Origin of the sequence: Cupriavidus pauculus (assembly GCF_008693385.1) — a bacterium.
GTDB classification, from domain to species: domain Bacteria; phylum Pseudomonadota; class Gammaproteobacteria; order Burkholderiales; family Burkholderiaceae; genus Cupriavidus; species Cupriavidus pauculus_D.
This window is the reverse complement of the sequence record NZ_CP044067.1, coordinates 1,399,452-1,415,732: the sequence shown is the minus strand read 5'-3', so window position 1 is coordinate 1,415,732 and position 16,281 is coordinate 1,399,452. Positions and strand designations below refer to the sequence as shown.

General features: G+C 65.3%; 19 protein-coding genes and 1 riboswitch. Of the genes, 8 read left to right on the top strand and 11 right to left on the bottom strand.

Going from position 1 to position 16,281, the window contains the following annotated elements; genetic code table 11:
- The first annotated feature begins 58 nt into the window (after positions 1-58).
- Together FOB72_RS24635 and FOB72_RS24630 are read left to right on the top strand one after the other, a co-directional pair.
- A complete protein-coding gene (locus tag FOB72_RS24635; RefSeq protein WP_150375274.1) occupies positions 59-808 on the top strand; it encodes a sulfite exporter TauE/SafE family protein in 750 nt (249 codons plus the stop codon).
- A gap of 61 nt (positions 809-869) precedes the next feature.
- Positions 870-1,931 carry a putative zinc-binding metallopeptidase gene (locus tag FOB72_RS24630; protein ID WP_150375273.1) on the top strand — a complete coding sequence of 354 codons (1,062 nt, stop codon included), beginning with the start codon at positions 870-872 and terminating at the stop codon, positions 1,929-1,931.
- On the opposite strand, the gene FOB72_RS24625 is transcribed toward FOB72_RS24630, so the two are convergent.
- Entirely contained in the window at positions 1,928-2,233 is a 306-nt protein-coding gene (locus FOB72_RS24625; protein WP_191002402.1) for a hypothetical protein, read from the bottom strand. The genes FOB72_RS24630 and FOB72_RS24625 overlap by 4 nt on opposite strands.
- A 19-nt stretch (positions 2,234-2,252) precedes the next feature.
- Positions 2,253-3,014: an SDR family NAD(P)-dependent oxidoreductase gene (locus FOB72_RS24620; RefSeq protein ID WP_150375272.1), complete on the bottom strand. Its 762-nt coding sequence runs from the start codon at positions 3,012-3,014 to the stop codon at positions 2,253-2,255.
- Positions 3,015-3,283: 269 nt separating this feature from the next.
- Here FOB72_RS24620 and FOB72_RS24615 point away from each other — a divergent pair, with 269 nt between their 5' ends.
- The gene (locus tag FOB72_RS24615; protein WP_150375271.1) at positions 3,284-3,748 is read left to right on the top strand and encodes a hemerythrin domain-containing protein; all 465 of its coding nucleotides are present in this window, start codon (positions 3,284-3,286) and stop codon (positions 3,746-3,748) included.
- A gap of 21 nt (positions 3,749-3,769) precedes the next feature.
- Here the strand turns inward: FOB72_RS24615 and FOB72_RS24610 are convergent, their stop codons facing one another.
- Positions 3,770-4,273 (bottom strand): CinA family protein, encoded by a 504-nt coding sequence (locus tag FOB72_RS24610; RefSeq protein WP_150375270.1) that lies wholly within the window; start codon positions 4,271-4,273, stop codon positions 3,770-3,772.
- Between the two features lie 80 nt (positions 4,274-4,353).
- A complete protein-coding gene (locus FOB72_RS24605) occupies positions 4,354-5,310 on the bottom strand; it encodes a LysR family transcriptional regulator (RefSeq protein WP_191002401.1) in 957 nt (318 codons plus the stop codon).
- A gap of 111 nt (positions 5,311-5,421) precedes the next feature.
- On the opposite strand from FOB72_RS24605, the gene FOB72_RS24600 reads away from it, so the two are divergent.
- Together FOB72_RS24600 and FOB72_RS24595 are read left to right on the top strand one after the other, a co-directional pair.
- Positions 5,422-6,426 (top strand): Bug family tripartite tricarboxylate transporter substrate binding protein, encoded by a 1,005-nt coding sequence (locus tag FOB72_RS24600; RefSeq protein WP_150375268.1) that lies wholly within the window; start codon positions 5,422-5,424, stop codon positions 6,424-6,426.
- Between the two features lie 15 nt (positions 6,427-6,441).
- Complete coding sequence (locus tag FOB72_RS24595; RefSeq protein ID WP_150375267.1) at positions 6,442-7,596, top strand: mandelate racemase/muconate lactonizing enzyme family protein; 1,155 nt, start codon at positions 6,442-6,444, stop codon at positions 7,594-7,596.
- A 13-nt stretch (positions 7,597-7,609) separates the two neighbouring features.
- Here the strand turns inward: FOB72_RS24595 and FOB72_RS24590 are convergent, their stop codons facing one another.
- Positions 7,610-8,410 carry an SDR family NAD(P)-dependent oxidoreductase gene (locus FOB72_RS24590; protein WP_150375266.1) on the bottom strand — a complete coding sequence of 267 codons (801 nt, stop codon included), beginning with the start codon at positions 8,408-8,410 and terminating at the stop codon, positions 7,610-7,612.
- A gap of 71 nt (positions 8,411-8,481) precedes the next feature.
- Here FOB72_RS24590 and FOB72_RS24585 point away from each other — a divergent pair, with 71 nt between their 5' ends.
- The 3 genes from FOB72_RS24585 to FOB72_RS24575 all read left to right on the top strand — a co-directional run bounded on the left by FOB72_RS24585 (position 8,482) and on the right by FOB72_RS24575 (position 10,744).
- Positions 8,482-9,102 (top strand): TetR/AcrR family transcriptional regulator, encoded by a 621-nt coding sequence (locus FOB72_RS24585; protein ID WP_150375265.1) that lies wholly within the window; start codon positions 8,482-8,484, stop codon positions 9,100-9,102.
- Positions 9,103-9,235: 133 nt separating this feature from the next.
- The gene (locus tag FOB72_RS24580) at positions 9,236-10,249 is read left to right on the top strand and encodes a sulfate ABC transporter substrate-binding protein (RefSeq protein WP_150375264.1); all 1,014 of its coding nucleotides are present in this window, start codon (positions 9,236-9,238) and stop codon (positions 10,247-10,249) included.
- Between the two features lie 66 nt (positions 10,250-10,315).
- The gene (locus FOB72_RS24575) at positions 10,316-10,744 is read left to right on the top strand and encodes a molybdopterin-binding protein (RefSeq protein ID WP_150375263.1); all 429 of its coding nucleotides are present in this window, start codon (positions 10,316-10,318) and stop codon (positions 10,742-10,744) included.
- Positions 10,745-10,787: 43 nt separating this feature from the next.
- Here FOB72_RS24575 and FOB72_RS24570 read toward each other — a convergent pair whose 3' ends face one another.
- The 6 genes from FOB72_RS24570 to FOB72_RS24545 form a co-directional block, all read right to left on the bottom strand.
- Positions 10,788-11,354, bottom strand: a complete 567-nt coding sequence (locus FOB72_RS24570; protein ID WP_150375262.1) for a manganese efflux pump MntP family protein — start codon at positions 11,352-11,354, stop codon at positions 10,788-10,790.
- A gap of 93 nt (positions 11,355-11,447) precedes the next feature.
- Positions 11,448-11,558, bottom strand: a riboswitch (yybP-ykoY riboswitch).
- Positions 11,559-11,610: 52 nt separating this feature from the next.
- Entirely contained in the window at positions 11,611-12,942 is a 1,332-nt protein-coding gene (locus tag FOB72_RS24565; protein ID WP_150375261.1) for an epoxide hydrolase family protein, read from the bottom strand.
- Positions 12,943-13,068: 126 nt separating this feature from the next.
- The gene (locus FOB72_RS24560) at positions 13,069-14,091 is read right to left on the bottom strand and encodes a threonine/serine dehydratase (RefSeq protein WP_150375260.1); all 1,023 of its coding nucleotides are present in this window, start codon (positions 14,089-14,091) and stop codon (positions 13,069-13,071) included.
- 5 nt (positions 14,092-14,096) lie between these two features.
- Complete coding sequence (locus FOB72_RS24555) at positions 14,097-14,825, bottom strand: amino acid ABC transporter ATP-binding protein (protein ID WP_150377382.1); 729 nt, start codon at positions 14,823-14,825, stop codon at positions 14,097-14,099.
- A 68-nt stretch (positions 14,826-14,893) separates the two neighbouring features.
- Positions 14,894-15,556, bottom strand: coding sequence for an amino acid ABC transporter permease (locus FOB72_RS24550; RefSeq protein ID WP_150375259.1), 663 nt, complete (start codon positions 15,554-15,556; stop codon positions 14,894-14,896).
- 2 nt (positions 15,557-15,558) lie between these two features.
- Positions 15,559-16,269: an amino acid ABC transporter permease gene (locus FOB72_RS24545; RefSeq protein ID WP_150375258.1), complete on the bottom strand. Its 711-nt coding sequence runs from the start codon at positions 16,267-16,269 to the stop codon at positions 15,559-15,561.
- Positions 16,270-16,281 lie beyond the last annotated feature (12 nt).

Below are 16,281 nucleotides of genomic sequence, written 5' to 3'. Positions count from 1 at the left end.
TTTGTCATGGAACTACGCCATACGATGCGGACAACCATTACTAGGGCTTGTCCGCGCCATGGATCTCAACGTCACCACCATCCTCGTCACATTTCTCGGTGTTTTCCTGATCTGCTTCATGAAAGGCGCGTTCGGTGGGGGCTTCGCCATCATCGGCATCCCGCTGCTGTCGCTCGTGATGGATCCGGTCACGGCAGGCGGACTGCTGGCGCCGCTGTTCATCGCCATGGACCTCTACGGCCTGCGTTACTGGAAGCCGTCTACGTGGTCGAAGCCCGACCTGCTGCGGCTCGTGCCGGGGCTCGTCATCGGTATCGGCATCGGGTATGCGCTGTTCCAGGTGTTGGATCATCGCGCGATCTCCATCGTGATGGCCGCGGTAACGCTGATCTTCGTGGGCTTGTGGCTCGTGCGCGGCGGAGAGGTCGTGACGCGCCCGCGGTCTTCGTCCAAGGCGGTCGCGGCCGGCCTCACGTCGGGCATCACCACGATGGTCGCGCACTCGGGCGGGCCGCCGCTGGCGATGTACCTGCTGCCGCTCGGGCTGAGCAAGCAGGTCTATGCGGGAACGACGAGCCTGTTCTTTACCGTGGGCAACCTGCTCAAGGCCATTCCATGGCTGGCACTGGCCAGGCCGGCGGGTGCCACCTGGACGCTGATGGCCATCAGCCTGCTCGCGGTGCCGTCAGGCGTCTGGCTCGGATGGCGCCTGCACGACCGGCTGGATCAGCGGCAGATGTACAGGGTGTGCTATGGGCTGCTGGTGGTGACCGCGATGAAGCTGCTCTGGGATGGGGTCGCAGGATAGTATCCGAGGCCCGTTCGCGAATAGCCGCGCAGCATGGCACGGAGATTGCGATACTACGGGGATGAAGACCTTCCACTGCACGCACTGCCAGAGTCTCGTCTTCTTCGAGAGCTTCGTTTGCAACCGCTGTCACGCGCTGCTCGGCTATGTGCCCCGCGACGGGGAGATCTGCGCGTTCGAGGGCGGCGATGCGGAAGGGTGGAAAAAACTACCGGACGCGTCCGGACAACGCTTCAAACGATGCGCCAATTTCGCGCAGGAAGCCGTCTGCAACTGGATGGTGCCCGCCGACGACCCAAACCCGTTCTGCGAATCCTGCCGGCTGACGCGCGTCATTCCCTCGCTTGCCAAGCCGGACAACCGGCTCTACTGGTATCGGCTGGAGCAGGCCAAGCGCCGCCTGCTGTATTCGCTGTTCGCGTTGCGCCTGCCCACGCGGTTCAACGCGGACGGGGGCGCGCTGACGTTCCAGTTTCTGGAGGACCTGTCCGTCACCGAGCCCATCATGACGGGCCACCACAACGGCAGCATCGTCGTCAACGTCAAGGAAGCGAACGACGTCGAGCGTGAAACCACGCGCGCGTGGGCAGGGGAGTCGTATCGGACGCTGCTCGGGCACCTGCGGCACGAGTCCGGTCACTTCTACTTCCAGCAGCTCGTGGCCCGCACCCGCCGTATCGGGCCCTTTCGCAAGCTGTTCGGCGACGAACGGGCCGACTATGCGGCCGCGCAGAAGCACTATTACGAAGCCGGGCCGCCCGCCGACCACGCCGACCGGTTCATCAGCGCCTACGCCGCGATGCATCCGTTCGAGGATTGGGCAGAGACGTGGGCGCACTACCTGCATATGGTCGATACGCTGGATACCGCGAACTGGTGCGGACTGACGTTGCAGCCGCCGGCACGGCAGGATCCCGGAACGACCGATCGCACGCCCGTGGGTCGCTCGGACTTCCAGGGCCTGATGGCCCGGTGGCAGCCGCTGACGTATGCCATGAACAGCCTCAATCGCAGCCTGGGGGTGCCCGATGCCTACCCGTTCTCGCTATCGCCGGCCGCGGTGGACAAACTGCACTTCGTCCACCGCGTGATTGCCGCAACCGGGCGGCGGCACGCCGTCTAGTCGTTGCTGTGGATGGCATTGCGCGCCTGCCGCCATTCGACGAACAGTGCGTAGTCGGGATCGGCCCTGACGGCGTCAGCCTTCTCGGGGCTGGTTGCCCTGCGGCCATTGCTGTAGGCATCCCATGCAATCGCTTCGATGCGCTCTAGCGCGGCGTCCTCGGCGCGGAACGCGGGATCGTAGAAGCGCGCGCGGAAGCGTCTGCCAAACTCTTCGCGCGTCAGATACTCGTCGTTCTCCGCGCCGTTGCGGCTGTCCGGTGCTGCGTCGTCAATGTACGTCTTGATCATCCCGTGGAGCATGCAGTCACCTGTTCCTTTCTTATTGCGGTGGTTGGCCGTTCGATGCGCTGAGCCCGCCGTCCACTGGCAGGTTCACGCCCGTGATGAAGCGCGCGTCCTCGCTGGCGAGGAATGCGATGACATCGGCGATGTCCTCGGGTTCCGCCGTGCGGCCCAGCGCGATCCGCTCGCGGAATTTGTCGAGCAGCTTCTCGTCCTTGAACATATCCACCGTGAGGTCGGTTCGCGTGAGCGTCGGGCACACCGAGTTGATGCGCACGCCGTCGCGGCCGTAGTCCAGTGCCAGCGAGCGCGTGAGGTTGACCACGCCGCCTTTGGCGGTGTTGTAGAAGGCCATGTTCCAGTCCGCGCCGAGTCCCGATACTGACGCGGTATTGACGATGCAGCCCTTGGTCTTCATCAGGTGCGGCAGCGCGGCGCGCGCGCCGTGAAACACGCCGTCGAGGTCGATCGAGATCACCTTGTGCCAGGCGTCCACGCTGTCCTCGGTCGCGCGGCCTTCGGACGCGACGCCTGCGTTGTTGACCATCACATCGAGCCTGCCGTACTTGTCCACCGCCGCGCGCACGAGCCCTTCCACCTGATCGTAGTCGCTGACATCGGCCACGCGCACCAGATGCTTGTCGTTCGGCAGCGTGGCCGCGACCTTCTCCAGCTTTTCCCGGGTGCGGCCCGCAAGGACGACGCGCGCGCCTTCCACGGCGAATCTTCGCGCGGTGGCGGCACCGATGCCGGAGCCGGCCCCGGTCACGATGACTACCCTGTTCTCGAATCGCTTCATGATGTTTGCTCCGATAAGTTCAGAAGGCCTACGCGCAATTTCCATACCGTGATGGCATGGCAGCGATGGATGCCGCTGTGGCGCGGGCTTCACCGCGCCTGTCGCGTGTGCGTGCCGGAGAAAAAGCCGGGCAAAAATGCAGCAATCGGCCACATGTACGCGTAATCCCGAACGGTACGCATTTTGCTCAGGAGTCAGGCCGCAGCGGCAAACGGCGTATTTGCCGAGGTTTTTCCCAAGCTATTGCAACTTCCCCACGGAGATTCAACATGGACAAGTCAAAAATTCCCGTCGAACAACGGCCCGCACTCGCACTGCTGCTCGATGACCATCGCGCGGTCAAGAAGCTGTTCAAGGAGTTCGAGGGCGCGAAGAAGGACGCCGACAAGCAGGCCATCGCCACGGAAACCTGCCACCAGCTGACCGTGCATGCGCAGATCGAGGAAGAGATCTTCTACCCCGCGCTGCGCGGCGTATCGGACAAGATCGACGACATGCTCGACGAGGCCAAGGTCGAGCATGAGGTGGCCAAGGCGCTGATCGCCAAGATCGAGTCGGGAGAACCGGAGATGCTCGACGCCAACTACAAGGTGCTGACCGAGTACGTCGGACACCATGTGGAGGAAGAAGAGGGCGAGATGTTCACGGCGGTGATCAAGGCCAAGATCGATCTGCGCGATGTCGCGAAGCAACTCGAGGCGCGCAAGATGGAACTGCTTGGGGAGCTTGCCTGACCGACTCGGGCGATGCGTGCGTCAAGTACTACCTCGCGCCATAGCGAGGTAGTGCGGAATGCGCGCAAGAGCCCATTCCGCCGCGGCGTCGCGAATCTCGTTGCGCTTACCCTGAAACCGCTTCGTCTCGCTGAATGCCGCGGGCTCCTGGCCGCGCCCGGGCACGCGCACGATCCACGCAAAACACTGCGTTCCCATGGGCGTGCCGTCATCGGCGCCCTCGTCGGCGACGCCGGTGTTGGCCACCGCGATGCTGGCGTCGGAGATGTTCAGCACACCGCGCGCCATCGCGAGCGAGACGGCCTCGCTCGTCAGGCCATGCCGCTCGATCAACGCGGGCGCTACCCCGAGCACGTCGATCTTTGCCTCAGGCGCATACGTGACGATGGCCAGCCGCAGGCAACTGCCGCAACCCGGCACTTCCGCCAACTTTGATGCAATGAGTCCGGCCGTGCATGACTCCGCCGTGGCCAGCGTCATCCCGCGCCGCATCAAAAAATGCGCGACCTCATGTGCGTCATGCATGCTCGCCCTCCGGATGCGGCGTCGAAGCGTGTGCTCGTAGTGTTGGTTGCGCGGCGTGTCGCCCGCAATCGGCGACTGTCCTACATCGGTGCGGCGAAGCCGCTCGCCTGCGGACCAAAACCAGGTGGCCACAGCGAGTTCGGGCCATCGGTCAGCTGATCGCGCAGGAAGTTGACGCAGACGTTGATCTTCGCGGACTCCGACAGCTTGCCCGTGGTCACGGCCCAGATGTCGATGGGCCACCGGTAGGCCGGCAGCACATGCACCAGTTGTCCGGCCTGCAGGCTGGCCGCGCAATCCCATTCCGCGAGCCGGATGATGCCGTGGCCGTCGAGCGCCCAGCGGCGGATGATGTCGTTGTTGTTGGACGAGAGCGCGCCCGTGACCTTGACCGCCTCCAGGCCCTTGGGTCCAACCAGGCGCCATGTGCCGAACGGCTGATCGCGCTCGCGGAATACGAGGCATGCGTGCTGCGATAACTCGGCCAGCTGGCCCGGCGCGCCATGGCGGGCGATGTACTCGGGCGCCGCGCAGAGTATCCGATTGCATTGCGTGATCCGGTGCGCGACCAGATGCGGCTCGGGAACGCCACCGATGCGGATATCGACGTCATAGCCTTCGCTCAGCAGATCCACGGGGCGGTCGAGCACATCGAACGAGACCTCCAGCTTTGGGAATCGCTTGGCCAGTTCGGAGATGGCCGGGGCAACGTACTTGCGTCCGAGCCGGAAACTGGAGCTCACGCGTAACCGGCCCTGCGGCTCGCTCTCTTCCTCGGCAAGCGCGTCCTGCAACTCCTGCACGTTGCCAAGAATGCCGCGCGCCGCCTCGAACACCCGCTCCCCCTGCGCCGTGGGGCTGACGCGGCGCGACGTCCGGTGCAGCAACCGCACGCCGAGGTCGCGCTCCAGCAGCGAGATGCGCTTGCTGACGTACGAGGGCGACATGCCCAGCTCGCTCGCGGTGCGCGCAAAGCTGCCCAGGCGCATCACTTCCACGAACAGTTTCAGGTCGGTAAGGTCGGGGACATTGAACACGATTCGTGCATCATAAAGTGACAATCAGGGGATTCTATTCTGATCCGTCATCGATGAACATCTCGATACCGCCTCACCGAAGGCGGACCCATTCAAGTTGGGACGGAGACAATGAACCCATTCAATGCATTCATATGGCCGGCGTGGCGCTCGGCGCTAGGTAGCCTTCTGCTGGCCACGGCGATGCAGCCGGCACTCGCCGAGGACCCTTATCCTTCGCGGCCCATCACGTGGGTCGTGCCCTTTGCGGCGGGCGGGCCCACCGACGCGATCGCGCGCAACGTGGCCCAGCGCGTGTCCACGGTGCTCGGCAACACCATCGTCATCGAGAACGTGCCGGGCGCCGGCGGCACCGTGGGCGCGGCCAAGGTCGCGCGGGCGCGGCCCGATGGCTACACGCTGTTCGTGGGCCATACGGGCACGATGGCCGCGGCCCCCTATCTGTTCAAGACGCTGAAATATGACCCCGCGAAGGACTTCGTGCCGGTGTTCCGCTTCCCCGACACCCCCATGGTGCTGCTGGTCAAGAACGGGTCGCGCTTCAAAACCGCGACGGAACTCCTCGACGAGGCGCGAAAGAACCCCGGCAAGCTGACCTTTGGCACGGCGGGCGTCGGCTCGTCCTCCCACCTTGCGGCCGAGCATCTGGCGTCCACGGCGAAGGTGAAGTTCACCTTTATCCCATACAAGGGCACCGGTCCCGCGATGAGCGACCTGATGGGCGGGCAGATCGACGCGATGCTCGACCAGACCAACGTGAGTCTGCCGCAGACGCAGGGCGGCAGGCTCACCGCGCTGGCGCTGACCTCGCGCGCCCGCATGGACATGTTCCCCAACGTGCCGAACCTCACGGAGCGCGAGTTGCCCGGATTCCTCGCATTCACGTGGTACGGCATCTATGCGCCCACGGGCACGCCGCAGAACGTGGTGGACACGTTGAGCAAGGCCTATACGAAGGCGCTGGCCGATGCGGAGTTCACGGGCGCGCTCAGGAAGCAGGGCATCGATGTGCTGCCCGCGGAGCGCGTGGGCCCGGAAGCGCTGAAGGCATTTACGGCCAGCGAGGCCGTGAAGTGGGAAAAGGTCATCAAGGACGCGGGCATCCCGCCGCAATAACAGGAATATCCAGACATGAAGATCCGCCACATCGAAGCCATTCCGCTCGACATGGAACTGAGCGAAGTATTCAAGGGAGGCACCTATCAGGTCGCCACGCGCCCGACCATCGTCACGCGCGTGCATCTGGAGAACGGCATCGTCGGCGAAACCTATGGTGGCGACGAGTTCCACACGCAGGGCCAGATCGTCGATGTCATGCGCAACCACCTCGGACCGCTGCTGGCCGGCGAGGACGTGCGTGACTTCCAGCGGCTGTGGGAGAAGATGTTCCATATCGACCTGGACCTCGGCAACCGCGGGCTGCATCAGCTCGACATGCACCCGCGCGGCATCCTGCTGCAGGCCATCAGTTGCCTCGACAATGCGATGTGGGACGCGCGCGGCAAGCTCTATGGCACGCCCGTGTACAAGCTGCTCGGTGGCGTGCGCGACAAGGTGCCGGTGATCTCGATCGGCGGCTACTACCCGAAGGACGGCCGCGATCCGCTCGAGGCCATCGCGGAAGAAGTCGATATGGTGCGTGCCGCCGGTTGCATGGGCATCAAGATGAAGGTGGGCCGCGCGACGCTCGAAGAAGATTTTGCGCGGGTCCGCGCGGCCCGCGAGGCCGGCGGCAAGGACTTCATTATCACCGTGGACGCGAATCAGGGATGGGATCCGCTCGATGCCGTGAAATTCTGCGTGGCCATGGAACGCGCGGAGCTCGGCGTGCGATGGATGGAGGAGCCCTGCAAATGGTATGACCAGACCGACGGGCTGATGCTGCTGGCGATGAAGACGTCGATTCCCATCAACGTGGGGCAGGGCGAAATCAGCGGCCGCGCATGCCGGGACCTGATCACCAAGGGCGGCGTGTCGATCCTCAACCTCGATTGCACGCTGTGCGGCGGCGTCACCGAATGGCAGCGCGTGGCGGACATGGCCAGGCTGATGAACGTCGAAATGGCGCACCACGAAGAGCCGCAGGTTGCGGTACATCTGATTGCCGCCAACCCCCATGCGCTGTACGTGGAGATCTTTGCGAACCGCAAGCGCGATCCGCTGCTGTGGGAGCTTCCCGATGGCTTCCCGAACATCCGGAACGGCTATATGGATGTCCCGCAGGAACCCGGCCTCGGCATCAGGCTCCGGCCGGAGGTCATCGAACGCTATCGGATCGACAAATGATCGCGCCGACGGCTCAGAATGCCGCGCGAATGGTGCCGCCATCGACGCGGACGGTGGCGCCGCTGATGTAATCCGCGAACGGGCTCGAGAGGTAGGCCACGGCTCCGGCGATTTCTTCGGGGCGGCCGAGGCGGCCCACGTCGTTGGGGACGAGATCGCGCACGCAGCCGCGCTCGATGTCGTCCCAGTCCGTGCCCCACCCGTACTTCGGCGCAATGGTCTCCAGCAGTTCTCTGACCGATGGCACGAGAATCGCACCCGGCGCGACCACGTTCGATGTCACGCCCGTGTCCTTGAGGTCCCGTGCCAGCGACACGGCGAGGTTGTGGCGCGCGGCGAGAGACGCGTTGTAATCCGGTTGCATCGGAATGGGCTGCCCGGCCAGGCCGCCGCCGATCTGGATCACGCGACCCCATCCGCGCGCGCGCATCGCGGGCACCAGCCGCTGGATCATGCGCACGCCGGAGAGGACATTGACCTGATAGGTCTCGACCCATGTATCGGGCAGCGCGGTCGTCCAGTTCAGGTGGTGATAGTAGCCGGCGTTGTTGACGAGAATGTCGATCGTGCCGCGCTCGCTGGCCATGGCGGCCACGGCGTCGGCCCCATCGTCCGTGGCCAGGTCTCCCAGCGCCACTTCCGCGATGCCGCCCTTTGCCGCGATCTCCGCCGCGACGGCTTCCGTGCGTCCGGCATGGCGGCCATGCACGACGACCGTGGCGCCTTCGGCGGCCAGCAGCTTCGCGATGGCCTCGCCCAGCCCGGCGCTCGACCCCGTGACGAGCGCGCGTTTTCCCTTCAGATTCAGATCCATGAACGACTTCCTGCTTCAAAATTTCTACTAGTGTAGAATTTCGTGAGCTAAAAGTATACGGGTGTGTGATTATGCAAGAGCTTGGCAGGAAGGGTGCCGCGACGCGGCAAGCGATTCTCGACGCGGCGCGCGGGGTCTTCACCGAATCGGGCTATGACGCCGGCGTCCGCGAGATTGCCGAGCGCGCGGGCGTCACCGCGATGCTCGTCAACCGCTATTTCGGCTCGAAGGAGCAGCTGTTCGAGGAGGTCGTGGATACGGTGCTGTCGGCGCCCGGCATTCTGACGCGCGAGACGATGAACGACGCGCCCGATCTTGCCACGCTGTGCCGCGAGGTCGCCGGGGCGCTGCTGGCGCGTACATCGCCCGCGTCGACGCCGATGGATGGATTCCTGATCCTCCTGCGATCGTCGAACAACCCGCAGGCCACGGCCATCCTGCGCAAGAAGATCGATACGCACTTCGCGCGGCCACTGGCGGCGCTGCTGCCGGGCACGGACGCCGCGCAACGGGCCGCGGTCTTCCTTGCCGTTATCGCCGGCGTGCAGCTGATGCGGCAGGTGATCGACGTACCTTCGCTACGGCGCGCAACGCCGGAGCGTCTCGGCAGGCAACTGGAGGCGTTGCTCGTCGTCGCCCTCGAGACACCGGATGGATCGCGGGTCTCCGGTCGCGCCGGCGCCGGCAAATAACCCAATCGATCTATCGACATGTGGAAATCATCTTTGCGGGGCCATGAGTGCCATTGGAGAATGGCATCGCGCAGAGGCCGACCGCCGATGCGCGACCTCGCCGGGTTCACGGCGGCCACCTACAAGACCGATCATGTCCGTACTCGAACTTCGTCGCAGTCTTCGCCATATCCTCGTCGCGGCCTCGCTGTCGGGCCTGTCGCTCGCCGCGCTCGCGGACACCACCATCCTGAACGCGGCCTATGACGTCACGCGCGAGCTCTACAAGGACATCAATCCGGGCTTCGTCGCGCAATGGAAGAAGGATACCGGCGAAACCGTGACGGTCAATCAGTCGCACGGCGGCTCCAGCAAGCAGGCGCGCTCCGTGGCGGACGGTCTGGAAGCCGATGTCGTGACGATGAACCAGGAGACCGACATCGACCTGCTGGTCCAGCGCGGCATCGTCGCCAGCGACTGGAAGACGCGGTTGCCCAACAATGCGTCGCCGTACTACTCGACGATCGTGTTTCTTGTCCGCAAGGGCAATCCGAAGCAGATCCACGACTGGGACGACCTTGGCCGCGCCGGCGTGCAGGTCATCGTGCCGAACCCCAAGACCTCGGGCAACGGCCGCTACACCTATCTGGCCGCGTGGGGCGCGGCGATTCGCAAGGGCGGTACCGAAGCGCAGGCGCGCGAGGCCGTGACGAAGCTGTTCCGCAACGTACCGGTCCTCGATACCGGCGGCCGTGGCGCGACCACCACCTTTACCCAGCGCCAGATCGGCGACGTGCTGGCCACGTTCGAAAGCGAGGTTCACCAGATCCGCAAGGAACTCGGCGACAACTTCGAGGTGGTCTACCCAAGCCAGTCGATCATCGCGGAGGCACCGGTTGCCGTCGTGGACAAGGTGGTGGACAAGCGCGGCACGCGCAAGGTCGCCACGGCCTATCTACAATACCTGTGGTCGGAGCCCGGCCAGGAACAGATCGCGAAGCAGTTCAACCGCCCGCGCTCGGCCGCCGCGCTGAAGGCGCATGCCGACGTGTTCAAGCCCATCAAGCTGTTCTCGATCAACGAAGTGTTCGGTAGTTGGGCCCAGGCCCAGGCGCGCCACTTCAACGATGGCGGCGAGTTCGACAAGCTCTACCAGGCGCGCAAGTAAGCGCGGTACCTCATCCCTGCGCAGTCCTGCGAGCAGGACGGGTCGTGGTCAACAAGGAACCTTGAAATGAAAACCAGCGCACGCAACCAGTTCTCCGGTATCGTCGGCCAGGTCACCGCAGGCGCCGTCAACGACGAAGTCACGATCGAGACAGACGGCGGCGCGCAGATCGTCGCGACCGTCACGCATGACAGCGCCAGCCGTCTGGGTCTGAAGGCCGGCGCCAGGGCCGTCGCGCTGGTCAAGGCGACGTCGGTGATCGTCATGGTGGATGCCGACGCCAACAAGGTATCGGCGCGCAATGTCGTGGACGGCAAGGTGACCGCGCTGACCAAGGGCGCGGTCAACGCCGACGTAACCATCACCGGTTCCAACGGCCTGGCGGTGTCGGCCATCATCACCAACAACAGCGTGGATCGCCTCGGCCTGGCCGTCGGCTCGGCCGCGGCTGCCATGTTCAAGGCATCGAGCGTGATCGTCGGTATCGACGGCTGATATCGGGGCCCATAAAGGCGGGTGTCGCCTGATCGGCGGCGCATCATCCCAAAAGCTGGAGATGCTCCACAACGATGATGACGCCGATGCCGATCAGGATGACACCGCCGATGGCTTCGCTCCAGCGCCCCAGCGCGGGGCCGACGAGTCGTCCGATCATGACGCCGAGCGTGACCATGAGCGTGGTGGCGAGGCCGATGGCACCGGCGGCGAGCATGATGTTGACGTTCACGAAGGCAAGGCCCACACCGACCGCCATCGCATCGATACTGGTGGCGAAACCCGTGACCGCGAGATTCCAGAACGAGTGCGATTGCGGCTTGTCCTCATGCGCTTGGTCGCTCGAGAACTTTAAGATCATGCGCAGGCCGAGCACGGTGAGGAGCCCGAACGCAATCCAGTGGTCCCACGCGGTGATATAGCTCGACGCCGCCCGGCCAAGTGCCCAGCCCACCGCGGGCGTGATCGCTTCGATAACGCCGAAGATAAGGCCCGTCTTGATGGCTTCCGTCAGTCTGGGCCGATAGAGCGCGGCCCCTTTCCCGATGGCCGCGGCAAACGCGTCCGTGGCCATGGCGAATGCCAGCAGGATGATCGATACCAGTGTCATGGATAACAAACGGGGGCCGGCAACAGATGGACCAATGACTTTGTCGTTCAGTGCCAGCCCCGGCTGGTGAACGAAAAGTCAAAGGTCTCGCAGAACGGGCTTCCCTTGCAGAAGCCTGCCGCCGACGCCATGGCCAGATGACCAAGTGTGTTGACGCCGGCGCCTCCAGCATGTGGAGGCAAGCTACTCCCCTAAGACACGCCGATGCTAACACGATGCCGGGAGGCCTGCCACCTTCAGGGTTTATCGCCTGATCTCATCGCAGGGACCGGAAGCTCGCGCGGACCTCGGCCGTGAACGTCTGCGGTTGCTCCCATGCCGCGAAGTGCCCGCCCTTCGGCAGCCGGTTGAAGTGGATCAGTTTCGGATACGCACGCTCCGCCCAGTTGCGCGGCGCCGCGTAGATTTCATCGGGGAACACGCTCACCGCGACCGGAATGGCCACATGCTTCGGCGCGAAGAAGTTGAGCTTGTTCTCCCAGTACAGGCGCGCCGACGAGACGGCGGTGTTCGTCAGCCAATACAGCGTCACGTTGTCGAGCACGTCATCGCGCGTGAGGCCCTCTTGCTGGCCATCGAACACACGCGCGATCAGCGCCTGGCTCGCTGCGTCGTGGTCGAGCATCCATGCCGCGAGGCCCACCGGCGAATCGGCCAGCGCGTAGAGCGTCTGCGGGCGGTTCGCCATCTCCAGCGCATAGCCGAGGCCGTGCTTGTAGAACGTGTCGAGCTGCGCGTACGCATGCCGCTCGTCGTCACCGAGGCCAGCGGGGGCATCGCCGCCGGCCTTCAGCGCGCTGGCGATATCGTCCGGAATCGTGGCGGGCATGTTCGTATGAATGCCAAGCAACGCCGGCGGCGCGATCAGCGCCATCTGCTCGGTGACGGCATTTCCCCAGTCGCCACCTTGCGCAACGTAACGCGCGTAGCCGAGCCGCTGCATCAGCGTGATCCACGCGCGTGCAATGCGCGCGGGGTCCCAGCCCGTGGCGGTGGGCTTGCCCGAGAAGCCGTGGCCGGGCAGGGAGGGGATGACGACGTCGAACGCGTCCGCTGGCGAGCCGCCATACGCGGTCGGGTCCGTCAGCGGACCGATGATCTTCAACTGTTCGATGATCGAGCCAGGCCAGCCATGCGTGATGACGATGGGCAACGCATTCGGATGCTTGGAGCGAACGTGGATGAAATGAATATCGAGCCCGTCGATCTCGGTCACGAACTGCGGTACGGCATTGAGGCGCGCCTCGACCTTGCGCCAGTCGTAGCCCGAGGCCCAGTATTGCGCGAGCTTGCGCATGGTCGCGAGCTGCACGCCCTGCGAGGCATCGGCAACGGTTTCGCGCTCGGGCCACTGCGTCGCGCGAATACGGTGGCGCAGATCGGTCAGGCGTGCCTCCGGCACGTGCACGCGCAGCGGGCGAATGGCAGTGCTGCCCGCCTGACTGGAGATCTGCGTGATCGATGCATCGCCGCCGGCAAAGGCGAGTCCACTGAAGGACGCCGTTGCGACAGCGGCCGCCGCCGCGCCGATAAAGTGGCGCCGCGATGCGTGCAGCGGGGAAGTTTGGGGAAAGCGATCGGTTGACATGCCAGCTCCTGTTTCTTGTCTCGATCGCGGCATGAATGCCGCGGGTTGAGACCAGTATGGAAAAGCGGCAGCCAAAGCGGAACGGTTCCGGGCGTACAACTCTTGTGAGGGCTGGGAACAATGTCGCTAGATCAGCGACGCCAGCATCGGCAGATCGATGTTGCCGCCCGACAGCACGATGAGTGTGTCGCGACCGCCGGTTCGCAGGTGGCCCGCGAGCAACGCGGCCAGCGCCACGGCGCCGCCGGGCTCGATCAGGAGGCGTAGCTCTTCGAGGCCGAAGCGGATGGCGGCGGCCACTTCGTCGTCCGAGACGGCAAGGGCGGCGTCGAGACGGTGGCGGTTGATCGCAAACGGCAGCTCCGCGGGGCAGACGGCCTGCAGGGCATCGCAGATCGACGTCGCATCGGGCGTGTTGCGCACGCGCTGGCCGCCACGCAGGGAGCGCACGGTATCGTCGAAGTCTCGCGGTTCCACGGCGACCAGTTGCGTGTCCATGCGCCGTTCGCCCAGCGCAAGCGCGCAGCCCGCGAGCAGGCCGCCGCCGCCACATGGCGCCGCGAACGTGCCGAGGTTGGCCAGCGCATCGGCGGGCAGGTCGTCCAGTGCCTCGCGCGCCACGGTGCCCTGCGCCGCAATCACATCGGGATTGTCGCCGGGCGGCACCAGCGTGCCGCCGGTCGCCGCGAGCAGGCGCATGCCGATGGCCTCGCGGCTTTCGGTCCGGCGATCGTAATGGACCACGCGCGCGCCCTGTGCCTCGGCACGCGCCACCTTGTTGCGCGGCGCGTCCGCGGGCATGACGATGGTCGCGGGCATGCCAAGCTGCCGCGCGGCCCAGGCGATCGCCTGCCCGTGGTTGCCCGTGGAGTAGGCCACGACCCCGCGCCGGCGTTGTGCGGCGTCCATGGCCAGCAGCGCGTGGAAGGCGCCGCGCGCCTTGAACGAACCGGTGACCTGCAGGCATTCGGGTTTGAGCCAGACTCGGGCGCCGGCAATGCGGTCCAGCGCGGGCGAGCGCAGCAATGGCGTGCGGACGATGTGCGGCGCGATGACCGCCGCGGCACGTTGCACATCCGCGTAGGTCGGTACGCGCAGCGTGCCGAGCGTTTCGTGCTCGATATGGGAGGCGATGATGTCGTTGCGCATGAGTTTCAGTGGGCCATCAGTCTGGAAAGGAAGTCCCGTGCGCGAGCGGTCGCGGGTGCGGTGAAGAACGCCTCCGTAGAGACGTCCTCGATGACTTCGCCGTGGTCCATGAAGATCATGTGGCTGGCCGCGCGCCGCGCGAAGCCCATCTCGTGGGTGACTACGGCCATGGTCATGCCGTCCTGGGCCAGCTCGAGCATCACGGCAAGCACTTCCCCAATCATCTCGGGATCGAGCGCGGAGGTCGGCTCGTCGAACAGCATGACCGCGGGATCCATCGCAAGCGCCCGCGCGATCGCGATGCGCTGCTGCTGACCGCCGGACAACTGGCCGGGGTACGCATCGATCTTCGTCGGCAGGCCAACGCGGTCGAGCAACGCGCGCGCCCGGGTCTCGGCCTCGGCGCGATCCCTGCCGAGCACACGCACGGGGGCGAGGCACAGGTTGTCGAGCACGCTGAGGTGCGGATAAAGCTCGAAGTGCTGGAACACCATGCCCACGCGCGCGCGCAGCTTGTGCAGATCGGTGCGGGGGTCGCCCAGCAACTTTCCATCCACTTCGATGCTGCCGCCCTGAAAAGGCTCCAGCCCGTTGAAGCATTTGATGAGCGTGCTCTTGACGGAACCGGAGGGGCCGCAGATGACGGCGACTTCGCCACGGCGGATGGTCAGGCAGCAGCCCTTGAGCACCGGGTTATCGCCGTACGACTTGTGCAGCTGCCGTACGGCGATCATGGCGTCGCTGGTGGACGGCGGCGATTCGACGGGCGAGCGGGCGAAGGACGGGGTATGTGTTGCGGCAGTCATGCATGGCTCCATCGGCGTTCGGCGACATGCGCGAGCGCGGAAAATGACACGCAAAGCGTGAAGTAGACGAGCGCGGCGAACACGTACATCTCGACGAGGCGGTTCTCGCGCGTGGCGACGATGCCGGCCGATGTCATGAAGTCGCGCAATGAAATGACGTACACGAGCGAGGTGTCCTGGAACAGGATGACCGCCTGCGTGATCAGCACGGGCAGCATGTTGCGCAGCGCCTGCGGCAGTACGACGAAGCGCAGCGCCTGCGCGGGACGCAGGCCGGAGGCCGCGGCGGCTTGCCATTGGCCCGTCCGCACGCTCTGCAGGCCCGCGCGCAGGATCTCCGAGTAGTACGCGGCCTCGAACAGCGAAAACGCGATCAGCGCGGAAGGCATGGCGCCCACCGGGCGGCCGACGATCAGCGGCACAAGGAAGTAGAACCAGAAGATCACGAGGATCAGCGGTACGGCGCGAAAACCGTTCACGTACAGCGCGGCGGGACGCGCGAGCCAGGGCCGGCCGGAGAGCCGCGCGAGCGCGAGCAGCAATCCGAGGAACAGGCCGGCAACCATGGCGACAAGTGTCACCAGCACGCTGGTGCCGAGCCCGTCCAGCAGAAAGGGCCACGACCGCGCGATGATGGAGATATCGAAACCGTTCGTCATGATCAGGCGCTCCGCATGCCGGGGACGATCAGCCGCTTCTCGAGCGCCCGCATGCCGCCGGTCACGATCAGCGCCATGGCCAGGTACACCACCGTGGCCGCGGTGAACGCCTCGAAGCCGTTGAAGGTGAAACTCTCGATCTGCCGGCTCTGCGCGGTGAGTTCGTAGACCCCGATGGTCAGCGCCAGCGCGGAGTTCTTGAACACCGTGAGAAATTCCGACGTGAGCGGCGGCAGCACCGTGCGAATGGCCTGCGGCAGTACCACGTGCCGGTACGCTTGCGCGAGTGTCATGCCCGACGCCATCGCGGCCATGCGTTGCCCGCGCGGCGTCGCTCGAATGCCCGCGCGCACCTGCACCGCGACGCGTGCCGCCGTAAAGAGCCCGAGGGCCGCGATGGCCGTCCACAGTTCGGGGGCGGGAAGGTCGCGCTTGAGCCAGTGACCCGCGGCGGCGGGCAACAGCTCGGGCAGCACGAAGAACCATAGAAACAGCTGCAGCAGCAGCGGCACATTGCGAAAGGCCGCCACATAGGCCGGCATGATCAGGCGCACGCGTCCGGGCAGGGATCCCACCACGCCGAGCAGCGTGCCGAGCGCCAGCGCGATCGCCCACGCGGCAAGCGAGATGACCAGCGTCATGCGCAGTCCCGTCAGCAGCCATTCGAAGTAGGGTTCCGCGACCAGCACGGACCAGTTCCACGCGTAATTCATGGTCGGGCTCCG

What these genes read in the sequence shown, in the direction of transcription:
- FOB72_RS24635 (WP_150375274.1), top strand. Translation starts at nt 59, where the DNA reads ATGGATCTCAACGTCACCACCATCCTCGTCACATTTCTCGGTGTTTTC.
- FOB72_RS24630 (WP_150375273.1), top strand. Translation starts at nt 870, where the DNA reads ATGAAGACCTTCCACTGCACGCACTGCCAGAGTCTCGTCTTCTTCGAG.
- FOB72_RS24625 (WP_191002402.1), bottom strand. Translation starts at nt 2,233, where the DNA reads ATGCTCCACGGGATGATCAAGACGTACATTGACGACGCAGCACCGGAC.
- FOB72_RS24620 (WP_150375272.1), bottom strand. Translation starts at nt 3,014, where the DNA reads ATGAAGCGATTCGAGAACAGGGTAGTCATCGTGACCGGGGCCGGCTCC.
- FOB72_RS24615 (WP_150375271.1), top strand. Translation starts at nt 3,284, where the DNA reads ATGGACAAGTCAAAAATTCCCGTCGAACAACGGCCCGCACTCGCACTG.
- FOB72_RS24610 (WP_150375270.1), bottom strand. Translation starts at nt 4,273, where the DNA reads ATGCATGACGCACATGAGGTCGCGCATTTTTTGATGCGGCGCGGGATG.
- FOB72_RS24600 (WP_150375268.1), top strand. Translation starts at nt 5,422, where the DNA reads ATGAACCCATTCAATGCATTCATATGGCCGGCGTGGCGCTCGGCGCTA.
- FOB72_RS24595 (WP_150375267.1), top strand. Translation starts at nt 6,442, where the DNA reads ATGAAGATCCGCCACATCGAAGCCATTCCGCTCGACATGGAACTGAGC.
- FOB72_RS24590 (WP_150375266.1), bottom strand. Translation starts at nt 8,410, where the DNA reads ATGGATCTGAATCTGAAGGGAAAACGCGCGCTCGTCACGGGGTCGAGC.
- FOB72_RS24585 (WP_150375265.1), top strand. Translation starts at nt 8,482, where the DNA reads ATGCAAGAGCTTGGCAGGAAGGGTGCCGCGACGCGGCAAGCGATTCTC.
- FOB72_RS24580 (WP_150375264.1), top strand. Translation starts at nt 9,236, where the DNA reads ATGTCCGTACTCGAACTTCGTCGCAGTCTTCGCCATATCCTCGTCGCG.
- FOB72_RS24575 (WP_150375263.1), top strand. Translation starts at nt 10,316, where the DNA reads ATGAAAACCAGCGCACGCAACCAGTTCTCCGGTATCGTCGGCCAGGTC.
- FOB72_RS24570 (WP_150375262.1), bottom strand. Translation starts at nt 11,354, where the DNA reads ATGACACTGGTATCGATCATCCTGCTGGCATTCGCCATGGCCACGGAC.
- FOB72_RS24565 (WP_150375261.1), bottom strand. Translation starts at nt 12,942, where the DNA reads ATGTCAACCGATCGCTTTCCCCAAACTTCCCCGCTGCACGCATCGCGG.
- FOB72_RS24560 (WP_150375260.1), bottom strand. Translation starts at nt 14,091, where the DNA reads ATGCGCAACGACATCATCGCCTCCCATATCGAGCACGAAACGCTCGGC.
- FOB72_RS24555 (WP_150377382.1), bottom strand. Translation starts at nt 14,825, where the DNA reads ATGATCGCCGTACGGCAGCTGCACAAGTCGTACGGCGATAACCCGGTG.
- FOB72_RS24550 (WP_150375259.1), bottom strand. Translation starts at nt 15,556, where the DNA reads ATGACGAACGGTTTCGATATCTCCATCATCGCGCGGTCGTGGCCCTTT.
- FOB72_RS24545 (WP_150375258.1), bottom strand. Translation starts at nt 16,269, where the DNA reads ATGAATTACGCGTGGAACTGGTCCGTGCTGGTCGCGGAACCCTACTTC.